This is a genomic window from Moraxella sp. CTOTU47724 (assembly GCF_032014955.1).
GTDB lineage: Bacteria > Pseudomonadota > Gammaproteobacteria > Pseudomonadales > Moraxellaceae > Faucicola > Faucicola tetraodonis.
In genome coordinates, this window is the sequence record NZ_DALZSV010000032.1 from 13,139 (window position 1) to 27,079 (window position 13,941).

Below are 13,941 nucleotides of genomic sequence, written 5' to 3' on the forward strand. Positions count from 1 at the left end.
ACGTTTTTTATCCCCTTAAACTCAAAGATATCCAAGCAAAATTTTAGTTGAATTGTTGATCGCTGACAGTTTTTTTAAAATTATAAATTTTTTGCTAGAAAATCATTTTTTAAGATGAATTTTCTACGAAATACCGTTATAATCTTTTCAAAATAATCTTTATTTCACGGAGTTATCACCTTGAACGCACAAGTTATCTCACTCGACAAGTTAGGCAAAAACGACATTGACAAAGTAGGCGGTAAAAACGCTTCATTAGGTGAAATGATTAGTCACCTAACAGATTTAGGGGTAAGCGTACCAGGTGGTTTTGCAACAACGTCTGAAGCTTTTAACAAATTCTTAATCGGTACAGGTCTTCAAGACAAAATCAAAGACGCGCTCCAAGGTCTGGATGTGGATGATGTTGCGGCATTGACTGCCACGGGCAAGAAAATCCGTGACATGATTATTGAGCAAGAGTTGCCCAAAGATTTGGAACAAGAAATCCGTGATGCCTTTGCCGAGATGAGCCAAGGCGAGGACATCGCTGTTGCGGTTCGTTCATCAGCGACTGCTGAAGATTTACCAGACGCCTCATTTGCTGGTCAACAAGAAACTTTCCTCAATATTCGTGGTATTGACAATATCTTGATTGCTATTAAAGAAGTCTTTGCTTCTTTATACAATGACCGTGCCATCGCTTACCGCGTTCATAAAGGTTTTGAGCATGCAGGTGTTGCATTATCAGCTGGCGTACAACGCATGGTACGCTCAGAGACAGGCACTTCAGGTGTGATGTTCACCATTGATACCGAAAGTGGTTTTAATGACGTGGTATTTATCACCGCAAGCCATGGCTTGGGTGAAATGGTCGTGCAAGGTGCGGTGAACCCTGACGAATTTTATATTTCAAAAGCCTTATTAAATGCCGGTAAACCTGCGGTTATTCGCCGCAACCTCGGCAGCAAACAACAAAAAATGGTTTATGCAGACGAGCACTCTGCGGGCAAATCAGTCAAAATAGTCCCAGTGGACAAAGCAGAACGCAACCAATTTTCACTGAGCAATGAAGAGTTGGTTGAACTTGCCAAACAAGCGTTAATCATCGAAAAACATTATGGTCATGCGATGGATATCGAATGGGCAAAAGATGGTGATAGCAACAAATTATTCATTGTGCAAGCGCGTCCAGAGACCGTAAAAAGCCGTGAAAGCCAAAATGTCATGGAGCGTTACATCCTTAAAGAAAAAGGTGATGTCATTTGTGAAGGTCGTTCAATTGGTCAACGTATCGGCGCAGGTACTGTGCGCGTAGTTAACTCAATCCATGAAATGGATAAAGTACAAGAAGGTGACGTCCTTGTGTCTGATATGACTGACCCAGACTGGGAACCCGTCATGAAACGTGCAGCTGCTATCATCACTAACCGTGGTGGTCGTACCTGTCACGCGGCAATTATCGCGCGTGAATTGGGTGTCCCTGCCATCGTGGGTTGTGGTAACGCCACTGACCTATTGACCGATGGTCAAGCAGTCACTGTATCTTGTGCAGAAGGTGATACCGGTTATATCTACGAAGGTCAATTGGACTTTGAAATCCAAAACAACTCAATTGAGTCAATGCCAGACTTAGCATTTAAAATTATGATGAACGTGGGTAACCCTGACCGCGCCTTTGGATTTGCCCAAATCCCTAATGAAGGGGTGGGTCTGGCACGGTTAGAATTCATCATCAACCGTATGATTGGCGTGCATCCAAAAGCATTACTTAACATGAACACCCTACCACGCGAAATCGTACAGGCAATTCAAGAGCGCATGGCAGGTTATGCTTCACCGGTTGATTTCTACGTTGACAAATTAGTTGAAGGTATTTCAACCCTAGCCGTCGCATTCAAAGATAAGAAAGTTATCGTACGTATGTCTGACTTTAAATCGAATGAATATGCAAACTTAATCGGCGGTAAACTATATGAGCCATCTGAAGAAAACCCAATGCTTGGTTTCCGTGGTGCCAGCCGTTACGTATCAGAAAACTTCCGTGACTGCTTTGAATTAGAATGTCGCGCATTAAAACGTGTTCGTGATGAAATGGGCTTAACCAACGTTGAAATCATGATTCCATTCGTACGTACGACAGAAGAAGCGCGTAAGGTACTAGAACTGCTTGAGAAAAATGGTCTTAAACGTGGTGAAAACGGTTTACGCGTCATCATGATGTGCGAGTTGCCAACCAATGCCTTATTGGCAGAAGAGTTTTTACAATACTTCGATGGTTTCTCAATCGGCTCAAACGATTTAACCCAGTTAACGCTTGGTCTTGACCGTGATTCGGGTATCGTATCTCAATCATTTGATGAACGTGACCCAGCGGTTAAAAAACTACTGAAAATGGCTATCGATGCCTGTAACGCACAAGGCAAGTATATCGGTATCTGCGGACAAGGTCCTTCTGATCATCCAGATCTAGCGATGTGGTTAATGGAACAAGGCATTACTTCTGTTTCACTGAACCCCGATTCAGTGTTGGATACTTGGTTCTTCTTAGCAAAAACCGAAAAATAAGCTTGTTGGCATTCATAAAGCCCTTAGTTTTGACTAAGGGCTTTTTTTGGGCATTAAAAAACCCAGCATGCACATGACACGCTAGGTTTTTTTGCGCTGCAATTTATAACAACACGCGGCGTGGATCTGCTAGTAATTTTGCAATATAGCGGGTAAATACTGCAGCGTCCGCACCATTGATCACACGGTGGTCATACGATAATGACAAAGGTAGCATTAAACGTGGCTCAAACTCGCCTTTAGTCTCATTCCAACGTGGCTGAATGCTAGATTCACTCACGCCTAAAATCGCAACTTGTGGCCAATTGACCAGCGGCGTAAAGTAAGTACCGCCAAGATTGCCTTGACTTGAAATCGTAAATGACGCGCCGGTTAACTCTTTGGCAGATAGTTTTTTATCACGTGCTTTTTTGGCAAGTTCACCGATTTCAATCGCTAGTTGTTTGATACCTTTTTGCTCTACACGTTGAATGACAGGGACTGTCAAACCCTCCTCGGTGGCTACAGCAAAGCCTAAATTCACGGATTTACGGATAATAATCTGGGTATTGTCATCGCTTAAATGGCTGTTAAATTTTGGATGTTGCATCAGTGCATAAGCAGTTACTTTCATGATGAAAGCCAGAATGGTTAAACTCACCCCTTCTTTTTTCATCTCATCTTTCAGGTCGCCACGCAATTTTTCAACATCGGTAATATCTGCCAAATCAAACTGGGTGACTTGTGGCAAATAGGTATTGTAATTAAGCTGCGGAATTGAGACTTTTTGTAGACGGGTCAAATCTTGGCGCTCAATTTCTCCCCAAATTTCCGTTTTACTCATATCGGGTAAATTAGGTAATCCTGCGCGAGCCGCTGATGGCGCAGATATATTATTTGCTGCTGCGGGTGTGCTAACTGCTTTTATTGTATTTTTGACATAAGCAAACACGTCTTCTTTGACAATACGCCCATTAGCGCCCGTACCAATCACTTCACTGACATCAACACCCAATTGGCGCGTAAGTTTGCGCACCGCAGGCCCTGCATAAACCGCGGCGTTTTTGGCATTAATTTGTGCTTCAGACAGTTTTGACTGTGAACTTGACTGGATAGCTGTTGTGGTAGCGCTATTAGTTGAAGTCGACGCGGTATTTTGCGTTTTAGCGATTTCTTGCTGAGCAGTATTGGTGGTCGCTTGCGGCTGTGATGCTGATTGCACTGACCCCGCCGCTTCAATCACAACAAAGTCTTGACCATTGGTGACGGTATCGCCAGCGTTAACCAGTAATTCAACCACTTTACCGGCGACTGGCGAAGGGACTTCCACCGAGGCTTTATCGGATTCTACCAATAACAATGGTTGTTCTGCTGTGATCTCATCGCCTACTTTGACCATCCATTCACTAATCTGTGCCGATTCTACCCCTAAATCAGGCAAACCAAAGGTTTGTTTACCAGCGGGTGTGGATGATTGAGGCGCAGATACCGTTTGAGCGGGTGGCTGATTTTGGTTTGCAGCTGAATTGGCTTGACTAGCGACTTGTTCTGATGGGTCACTGGCTAATGGCTGTTGCGAAGCTGATTGGGAGGCCATCACGATAAAGTCCTGACCATTGGCGACCGTATCACCTGCATTGACTAAAAATTTGACAATTTTTCCACTGACAGGTGCCGGTACTTCGACCGAGGCTTTATCGGATTCGACCAATACCAGCGGTTGTTCAGCAGTGACAGTATCGCCCTCTTTGACTAACCATTCACTAATTTCTGCGGTATCCACCCCTAAATCTGGCAATGTATAGGTTGCTTCAGCTGATGCGGATGTTGGCTGTGATTGATTTGGCGCAGCCATAGACGGCGCTTGCGATGAAGTCGCGTTAGCTTCTTTAGCTTCGTGAGATTGGGCTGCTTGTTGGTCTGTCTGTTGCGTAGGTTGCTCTACAGGTGCAGTGTTGGATTGGCTATTGCCTGCACTATCAATGGTGAGAATCACATCACCTTCTTTGACCTTATCACCGATTTGAAGACTAATTGCTGTGATAGTCCCTGCTGATGTTGCAGGTACTTCTACGGAGGCTTTGTCAGATTCTAATAAGACAATGTTATCGTCCACATTGATGACATCGCCGACTTTGACCATAATTTCGCTGACTTCGGCGCTATCAACGCCTAAGTCGGGAACTTTGATTTCCATGGGTTTATCCTTAAATTTTTATTTCTACTAAGTGGGTAATCAGCCGCTAATACGTGGCTGATTACCTACTATTGATTTCTATTATTCAGGTTTGTCGTTAAGAATTGGCGCATCGGCTTTATCTTCTGCTTTGCCGTCTGCTGAAATCGCTTCATCATCCTCTTCAACCAAGGTTGGTACAGGTTTTGGATGCGCGCCTAAAATCGCTGGGGCATCTGGAGAATGGTCGATTTGTACTTGAGGATGCCAAGCAGGTGAAGCATCGGCATCAATACCTAAGCTACTAATCGCATCTTTGACCAAACGCGCATCAACTTCACCTTCATCTGCCAATAGTTTGAGCGTTGCCACCACAATATGGGCGGCATCCACTTTAAAGTAACTACGTAATTGGCGGCGACTATCAGAACGACCAAAACCATCGGTACCTAAGGTAGCATACGGTCGACTGTCTGGTAGGTAGGCGCGGATTTGCTCAGAGAAAATGCGCATATAGTCGGTGGCGGCGACTACAATCCCTTCATGCTGGGCAAGTTGCTCAGTAACCCAAGGCGTACGCTGTTCATCTAATGGGTGCAGACGATTGTACTCATCACATGCCATGCCCTCACGAGTGAGTTCATTAAAGCTTGTAACACTCCACACGTTGGCATTGATGTTAAATTCTTCAGCTAGAATTTGTGCGGCTTTTTCAACCTCACGTAAGATCACGCCCGAACCCAGCAATTGCACTTGTTTTGAACCATTGTCTTTGAGCAAGTACATGCCTTTTTTGATGCCTTCTTCTACCTCTGTTGGCATAGCTGGTTGCTCGTAGTTTTCATTCATTAAGGTGATATAATAGAAAACCCGTTCACCTTCACCATACATACGGCGCAGACCATCTTGTACAATCACCGCTAGCTCATAACCATAACATGGGTCATAAGTGACACAGTTTGGCACCGTGTTAAATAAAATCAACTGATGACCGTCTTGGTGCTGTAAGCCTTCGCCATTGAGTGTAGTACGACCTGCGGTACCGCCAAGCAAGAAGCCTTGCGCCTGCATATCCCCTGCGGCCCAAACTAAATCACCGACGCGTTGGAAACCAAACATCGAATAATAGATATAGAAAGGAATCATCGGTAACGCATTGGTTGAATAACTGGTTGCTAACGCAATCCAAGCACTCATCGCACCCGCTTCATTAATGCCTTCTTCAAGCATGTGACCGTCTTTGGCTTCTTTATAACCCATCAAGGCTTCATGGTCTTCAGGGGTATAATTTTGACCCGATGCCGAGTAGATACCCAATTGGCGGAACATACCTTCAAGACCAAAAGTACGGGCTTCATCAGGAACAATCGGCACCACACGCTCTTGCAGCGCTTTATTTTTTAGCAGTGCCGCTAGCAAGCGTACAAATACCATAGTGGTAGATTGTTCTTTGCCTGCACTACCTTGAAGTAATTTGTCAAAAATCTCTAACCCTGGGACATCGAGTGGAATATGACCACTACGGCGATTGGGCAAATGTCCGCCCAGTGCTTGACGGCGACCTTTCAGATATTGGATTTCAGCAGAATTTTCATCAGGACGATAAAACGGCAATTCTTCAAGCTGCGTATCGGTAAATGGCAAATCAAAACGGTCACGGAAATATTTTAATGAATCAATTTCGAGTTTTTTGATTTGGTGGGTCTTGTTGACCGCTTGGCTTTGGTTAGATAAGCCATAACCTTTGACGGTTTTAACCAAAATCACCGTCGGCTGACCTTTGGCTTTCATGGCCTCACTAAATGCGGCATACACCTTCATCGGGTCGTGACCACCACGGTCTAAATTTTGGATTTCTTCGTCAGTCCAATCTTTGACCATCTCGGCAAGTTCTGGGTATTTACCAAAGAAATAGTCACGGACAAATTTACCATCACGCGCTTTATAGACTTGATATTCACCATCGAGGGTCTCAAGCATACGATGTTTGAGCGCGCCCGTATGGTCTTTATCTAGTAGCGTATCCCATTTACCGCCCCAAATAACTTTAATCACCCGCCAGCCTGCACCGCGAAACACGGATTCAAGCTCTTGGATGATTTTACCGTTACCACGTACCGGACCATCTAGGCGCTGTAAGTTACAGTTAATCACCCAAATCAGATTTTCTAGATTCTCGCGACCGGCTAGTGAGATAGCACCTAGGCTCTCTGGCTCGTCGGTTTCACCATCGCCCAAGAATGCCCAAATCTTGCGACCCTCTTTTGGAATCAAGCCGCGATTTTCAAGATATTGATGCACATGCGCGTGATAAATTGACATGATTGGGCCTAAACCCATAGACACGGTTGGGAACTGCCAATAGTCAGGCATCAAATAAGGGTGTGGGTAGCTAGATAGCCCTTTGCCCCCTACTTCACGGCGAAAATTTGTTAGCTGCTCTTCAGTCAATCGACCTTCTAAAAATGAGCGAGCATACATCCCTGGCGAACCATGACCTTGATAATAAATCATATCACCGCCAAAGCTTTCACTCGCTGCGCGCCAAAAATGGTTAAAACCTGTTTCGTATAACGTCGCGCTTGAGGCAAACGTCGCTAGGTGACCGCCTAAGTCGTCGTCATTTTTGTTGGCACGCATCACCATCGCCACCGCATTGTAACGAATAATAGCGCGAATTTTACGCTCTAGGGTTAAATCACCGGGATAGGAGGGCTGATCTTCTACCGGAATAGTGTTGATGTAAGCAGTATCAAGGCGGTTAACGCGCAACCCTTCTTGTACCGCCTTATCATAGATGGCTTTTAGTAAAAAAGTGGCACGTTTTTTTCCCACTGACTTGATCACCGAATCAAAGGCGTCAAGCCATTCTTGGGTTTCTTGACTATCAGGGTCTTTAAAATACTGATATTGCATTTTTCGTTCCTTCTGGCAATGGCATCCATCCATGGAAATAACCTAGAATGGAGCTAGGTTGTAAACGACTCAAAGTATTCAACTATTACACACAAAACATTGTTATAAATAGCGATAGCAATATTTTACATAAAAAAAAATGTTTCAGTATTTTCGCTAATTTTTGATAGGTATTTAGCTATGAAATAAAGGTAAAAAAACAACTATTTTTTCTGACCATATAGTAAATTTATCGACAAAGTAAAGCAATAAAAGCGTTAAATCGCTTGACAGTCAATCATCAACACTTATCAACCGCTTTTTGATAAGCTGGGCGAGCTTGGCATTTTTTTAACCAATTGTGAATGTTAGCGTATTTTGCATCTAAACTATGGGTTTCTAGCATGGCGTTTATGCCAAATTCAAGCTGTATATCAGCGCCGCTAAATTGGTTGCCAGCAAGCCATTCATTACTACCCAAATGCTTATCTAGCATTTTGAGCTGTTCGGTTAATGAATGATTCAGGTAAGATTTGTCTATCCCTGATTTGAGTAATTTTGCCACTTGCTTGATACCTATCGGTGATTTTTTTATCATGGTAGCAAATACCAGTCGGATAATAAGCAAGGGCATCAACGAGCTTTCGGTAAAATGCAGCCAATATCGATACTGTTCATACGCCTCACTCCCATAATCTGGGCGAAATTTTTTATTCAGCACCAGTTGTGAGATTGGCTGTGCATCTTGCTGGTCGGTTGGATGGTCATAGTTGTCAATCAAATACTCAATGATATTGGCTGATTCAATCAGCGTTTTTCCATTATCTTGCAGGATAGGTGCCTTACCCATCGGGTGAATTTTTTGCAAAGACTTGGGCGCCAAACCATGATGGCGCTCGTACTTAGTCAACTGATAAGGCAGTTCTAATTCCTCTAATAGCCAAAGAATTCGGAATGAACGTGATTTTTCAAGGTGATGTAGATGCAGTTTTGACATGGGTATACTCGTCTTTTAATGTAATAGGATTGTTGGAACAAAGTAACTTTAAATTTTATAAGGCTTTAAACTTGCTGGCTGTTGCGAAATTGTAGAATTCAGCGAAAAAAAACCAGCTTATTGATTGATAAGCTGGTTTGATAAAGCGAGGTTATAAATAGCAAGGCTACAAATTAGTCATCTAGCTGTTGTGCATCGGCTTTTAGTAAACCATCTTGCTGCAAGGCTTCAGACAACTCGATGTCTTGCAAATCCGCACTGTTTCGTAAATCAGTACCATCTTGCGCGATATTGTCAGCCAATGCTGCCTCTAAACTATCTTCGTCCAGCTCGTCTTCACTACCGCCTTCAACCAAAGCGATGGAGACCAATGATTCATCTTCTGAAATACGAATCAGAGTGACCCCTTGCGCATTACGACCTGTTTGCGCGATTTGTCCGACAGGTGTACGCACCAGCGTGCCTGCATCAGAAATCAGCACAATATCATCGGCATCGGTTACCGCTAACGCCTGCACCAGCTCGCCATTACGCGCCGTGGTTTTGATGGCGATAATGCCTTTACCGCCACGACCTTTGACAGGGAAATCAGAGACAGGGGTACGTTTACCAAAGCCACGCTCACAAGCACATAAAATCTCGCCTTGCTGTGGGGCTACAACTAACGACACCACACGGCTAACCGCAACGACACTGTCATTGTCTTGGTCATCATGGCTATCGTCTTCAAGCTCGGTGTCCTCGTCTTCGATACCTTGATTGGCCAGTAGCATCACCCGCATACCGCGTACCCCTTTTGCGGTACGACCCATCGCACGGATTTTACTTTCATTAAAGCGAATGGCTTTACCTTCATTGGAGAATAACATGATGTCTTGCTCGCCATCGGTAATGGCAACGCCAATTAAGTTATCGCCGTCGTTAAGTTCAACAGCGCGAAGTCCGTTGGCGCGAAGGTTTTTAAATTGTGACAATTGGACGCGTTTTACCATACCCGATGCGGTTGCAAAGAACACATAGCTATTGTCATTTTGCTTGTCGTCTTCGGTCACAGGCAAGATGGCGGTGACTTTTTCATCGGCATCCAATGCAATTAGATTGACCATCGGACGGCCACGCGAACCACGGCTGGCAATAGGCACTTCAAACACTTGTAACCCAAACACACGGCCCCGATCGGTAAAAATCATCACGTTGTTATGCGTGGATGTGACCACCATATGGTCAATGACGTCATCTGCTTTCATGGCAGTGGCTGACTTTCCTTTACCCCCGCGTTTTTGGGCGATGTAGTCACTGATAGGCTGGGTTTTGGCATAGCCCGTGCGTGAAACAGTCAACACAACGGTCTGTTCAGGAATCAAATCTGCACGACTAAAGTCACTGCGGCTATCGACGATTTGGGTTTTGCGTGCATCGCCAAAGTCATCACGGATTTGGATTAATTCGTCTTTGATTACTTGCATTAATTGGTCAAAGTTATCCAAGATGCTTTGTAATTGGGCAATGAGTGCCAAGATTTCTTTGAATTCTTGCTGTAGCTTGTCTTGCTCTAGCCCTGTTAAACGGTGCAGCTGCATATCCAAAATAGCATTGACTTGGTCAGGCGATAGACGATAATGTTGGTTGTCATCAATCAGTCCATATGGGGCATTTAGGTCTTCGCCTTCAATCACATCGGGGCGAATCGAATGACTGCCTGCTGCCTCTAACATGGCAATCACGCCACCTGACTGCCAAGTATTGGTCAGTAAGTTATCGCGGGCTTCTTGGCGGTTTGCCGATGCCTTGATAGTGTCAATAATGCGATCAATGTTGGCAAGGGCAATGGTTAGTCCTTCGAGCAAATGACCACGCGCCTGTGCTTTTTTGAGTTCAAAAATAGTACGGCGAGTCACAACTTCTTGGCGGTGACGTATAAAGGCGGCAATCAAATCCCGCAACGTCATGATTTTAGGTTGACCTTCATCTAAGGCAACCATGTTGATACTAAAACTCGATTCTAAAGGCGTTTGGATAAATAGATTGTTAACGATGACTTCTGCGTTTTCACCCCGTCTTAAGTCAATAGCGATACGCATGCCATCTTTATCTGACTCATCGCGAATCTCGCTAATGCCTTCAAGTTTTTTATCGCGTACCAATTCTGCGATTTTTTCAATCAGTTTTGCTTTATTGGTTTGATACGGAATCTCGGTAAATACAATACGCTCACGCTCTTTATTGGCGCCCGTTTCACTCATCGGTTCGATGTGATATTTGCCGCGCAAATGCAGGCGACCTTTACCGGTGCGATAAGCATCGACAATGCCTGAGCGGCCATAAATGATACCGCCTGTTGGGAAATCAGGACCGGTGATGTACTGCATAAGCATTTCACCCGAGATGTGCGGATCATCGGCATACGCCAAACACGCATTAATCACTTCGGTCAGATTATGTGGCGCCATATTGGTCGCCATACCCACCGCAATGCCTGTGGCACCATTAACAAGCAAATTTGGAATACGGGCTGGCATGACGCTTGGCATTTGCTCTGAACCATCATAGTTTGGCTCCCAATCCACAGTGTCTTTATCCAAATCACCCAGCATTTGGTGAGTAAGTTTTTGCATGCGCACTTCGGTATAACGCATCGCTGCGGCAGGGTCATCATCCACTGAGCCAAAATTACCTTGACCATCGATGAGCATATAGCGCATTGAGAACGGCTGCGCCAAACGCACAATCGCGTCATACACTGCAGTATCGCCATGTGGGTGGTATTTACCGATAACATCACCGACCACACGCGCCGATTTTTTGTAAGGTTTGTTAAAGTCGTTTGATAATTCATGCATCGCGTATAACACACGGCGATGAACAGGTTTGAGCCCATCACGCACATCAGGTAAAGCACGGGAGACAATTACGCTCATGGCATAGTCGAGATAAGATTGTTTTAATTCATCGACGATGCCAATCGGGCTAACGGAATCGGTGGACATGCACGCTCCTTTTATCAAGCTACTTAAATATACGAGTCATCTTATTTATTTTACTTTTCAAGGCGATAGCTAAGTTAACAACCATGCGTTTAAAAGCAATGCGCAATTTTGACCAAAAGCTGCAAAAAACCCCAATCAAAACTTTTAGAAAAGTAACACAGATGACGTAATATTTTTAGGATAGTAAAAAGGAACAATTATAGCATAAAACGCATGATTTAGCAGTTAACCCACCGCCAAATGTCGACGGTAACATCAAAATATCATGCTTTGACGGGTGTTATTTTACCCCCATGGCAAACTGCCCAAACTTTACCAGTTATTTTTACAAGCTATAAAATAATCGGATTAAATCTGAGGCTCGATATCAAACTGTCTAATGACAAAGCCTGTTGATAAACAGGCTTTGTTAAATTGGAGTCAGTTATATACGTATATGTTTAGTAGATATGACAAATTTAGAACTGGCTAAACAATGTCTGTGCCACACCCATACAATATGGCGTGACTAAACCATGATATTGCATAGCAACGGCTTGTGATGGATTGCCCCCGTTGGCAGCCGCATTTGCCGCAATATTTTGCACTTTGCTAGCAAATCCTGCCTGCATTTTTTCTGACTGAGACTGGATGCTATTATTGTTGACGGTATCAAAACCTAACGTTTGATAAACCGGTTTTTGACGCGTTGCACGATTGGTGACATCAATATCAATAATTCCCAACTTGGTCGCGCTAGTTTTATTAGTATCTGTGTCCCATAGTTTTTTCATTAAACTACTATTGACGTCAAAGAACACCATCGGATCTTGGTTACCACCACACATAATGACAGGCATTGTTGGTAAATAGCCGCGCAAGTCATTGGCTTTTAACGCTTTACGTAGGGGATGTTCAGGCAGTGTAGCAGGCACTGGGTTATAGTTGGTATAACCTTGTAAATAAGGCACTGCCCAATCGACATTTTTTTGGGCATCTGCCAAGTACTCTAATCGGTAGTCATTTTTGATTAAATACTGCGTCGTGTCAAAGCCAAAGCTAAATGCTGGGTCAGACGGTGATAACGCATCCAGCGTTGAATTGCCAGTGGGCGCTTTTTGAAACATCGCTGAGGCAGGCAATTTACCACTTAAAACGAGCTGCATATCAGTCATGCTGGTGCTAGGTAGTAGCGAGGGGATTTCATCGGCATTGGCTGGCGCAAACATGTCACTGGGTTTGGCATAAATATTGCCATACTGCTCTTGATAGTTGCGAGCCATCAGCGGGGCAAAAAAAGTCGCACCGAGCATGACTTTGCCACCAAATACCACATCACCAAAGGCTTCCATAGCATAGGGTCCAGAAATTGGCAGCGCCGCTGTCACAGGTTCTTTGAGCGTTTCAAGATAGCGCGTGGTTGCCATGGCGACATAGCCACCTTGGGAATAACCTGTGATAAACAATTTGCCATTGTCAGCGACATTGGTTGCACTGCCGGTGCGGCGTACCACTTCCCTGCCTGCTTTTAACGCATCTGCCATCTCGTGTGACTGCTGCTGTGCATTGAGGTACGGATGATAAGCTAGGCTTGATTTGTCATAACCTGCATAATTGGGTGAGATAACCACATAGCCTTGCCCTGCAAACAAAGCCGCTAACAATGTCGCCGCCGGTCCTGCTTCATTGTTGGCATTACCGACTTCTGCAAAATTATAGGCTTTGGTCGTTGCCGTACCGTGGGCATTGAGTACAATGGGTCGATTGCCGCTACAGCTTGCATCCGTGCCTGTCGGAATAAACACAGCACCCGTCGCATCGGTCTTATTACCTTTGACATCGACGGTATCATATTGCATGTATTCTACACGCACACCGCACTTGGGCGTGGCTGCAACTTTGCTAAAATCGGGGTCTGTGGTATTAAATAACTGGGTTAAGGCGCTGGCGGTGAGATTTTTGGTCGTTAATGGATCTTTGATTAAATTACCTGTGGGCAGTGAAGCAACGCCTGTTTTGGCAGGTGGCGTTGTAGTGGAATCATTATCGCTACCACAAGCGGCTAAGGTTGATGCCAAACACACGGAGATAAAAATTTTGGTTAGGTTAAAAGCAGGGTGGATTAAATCAGCCTGACGGTGCATCTCATACTCCTTATGAGGAAATTAATGGTTCATATCCTTGAACAACGCATCATGTTACCCAAAAAAAACGGGCATGAAAACGATACGCTCATCATGCCAGTTTTTGTACTATTTGAACATCCGTTTCTAAAAAAAATTGCTACTGAAACAAAAAAACCTAAAGTAGCGCTAAACAGATTTACGTTTAAACTTGCTCCAAACCGCAGTTACTGGGCCCGATAAGGCGTAAAGCACGCT

6 protein-coding genes are annotated in these 13,941 nt (G+C 44.4%); 1 reads left to right on the forward strand and 5 read right to left on the reverse strand.

What is annotated here, in order from left to right; all coding sequences use genetic code 11:
* Positions 1-180: 180 nt before the first annotated feature.
* Positions 181-2,547 carry a phosphoenolpyruvate synthase gene (ppsA, locus tag RTR63_RS07670; protein ID WP_312523582.1) on the forward strand — a complete coding sequence of 789 codons (2,367 nt, stop codon included), beginning with the start codon at positions 181-183 and terminating at the stop codon, positions 2,545-2,547.
* Between the two features lie 103 nt (positions 2,548-2,650).
* Here the strand turns inward: ppsA and RTR63_RS07675 are convergent, their stop codons facing one another.
* The 5 genes from RTR63_RS07675 to RTR63_RS07695 form a co-directional block, all read right to left on the reverse strand.
* Positions 2,651-4,723: a 2-oxo acid dehydrogenase subunit E2 gene (locus RTR63_RS07675; protein WP_312385809.1), complete on the reverse strand. Its 2,073-nt coding sequence runs from the start codon at positions 4,721-4,723 to the stop codon at positions 2,651-2,653.
* An 81-nt stretch (positions 4,724-4,804) separates the two neighbouring features.
* The gene (gene aceE / locus RTR63_RS07680; protein WP_312523584.1) at positions 4,805-7,618 is read right to left on the reverse strand and encodes a pyruvate dehydrogenase (acetyl-transferring), homodimeric type; all 2,814 of its coding nucleotides are present in this window, start codon (positions 7,616-7,618) and stop codon (positions 4,805-4,807) included.
* A gap of 280 nt (positions 7,619-7,898) precedes the next feature.
* The gene (locus RTR63_RS07685) at positions 7,899-8,594 is read right to left on the reverse strand and encodes a glutathione S-transferase (RefSeq protein WP_312523585.1); all 696 of its coding nucleotides are present in this window, start codon (positions 8,592-8,594) and stop codon (positions 7,899-7,901) included.
* 173 nt (positions 8,595-8,767) lie between these two features.
* Positions 8,768-11,581: a DNA gyrase subunit A gene (gene gyrA, locus RTR63_RS07690; protein ID WP_312523586.1), complete on the reverse strand. Its 2,814-nt coding sequence runs from the start codon at positions 11,579-11,581 to the stop codon at positions 8,768-8,770.
* 458 nt (positions 11,582-12,039) lie between these two features.
* Positions 12,040-13,704: an alpha/beta hydrolase family protein gene (locus RTR63_RS07695; RefSeq protein WP_312523587.1), complete on the reverse strand. Its 1,665-nt coding sequence runs from the start codon at positions 13,702-13,704 to the stop codon at positions 12,040-12,042.
* Positions 13,705-13,941: the final 237 nt, after the last annotated feature.

Excerpts from the sequence above, each read along its gene's own strand:
- RTR63_RS07695 (WP_312523587.1), bottom strand. The coding sequence starts at position 13,704 with ATGCACCGTCAGGCTGATTTAATCCACCCTGCTTTTAACCTAACCAAA.
- RTR63_RS07685 (WP_312523585.1), bottom strand. The coding sequence starts at position 8,594 with ATGTCAAAACTGCATCTACATCACCTTGAAAAATCACGTTCATTCCGA.
- RTR63_RS07675 (WP_312385809.1), bottom strand. The coding sequence starts at position 4,723 with ATGGAAATCAAAGTTCCCGACTTAGGCGTTGATAGCGCCGAAGTCAGC.
- aceE (WP_312523584.1), bottom strand. The coding sequence starts at position 7,618 with ATGCAATATCAGTATTTTAAAGACCCTGATAGTCAAGAAACCCAAGAA.
- gyrA (WP_312523586.1), bottom strand. The coding sequence starts at position 11,581 with ATGTCCACCGATTCCGTTAGCCCGATTGGCATCGTCGATGAATTAAAA.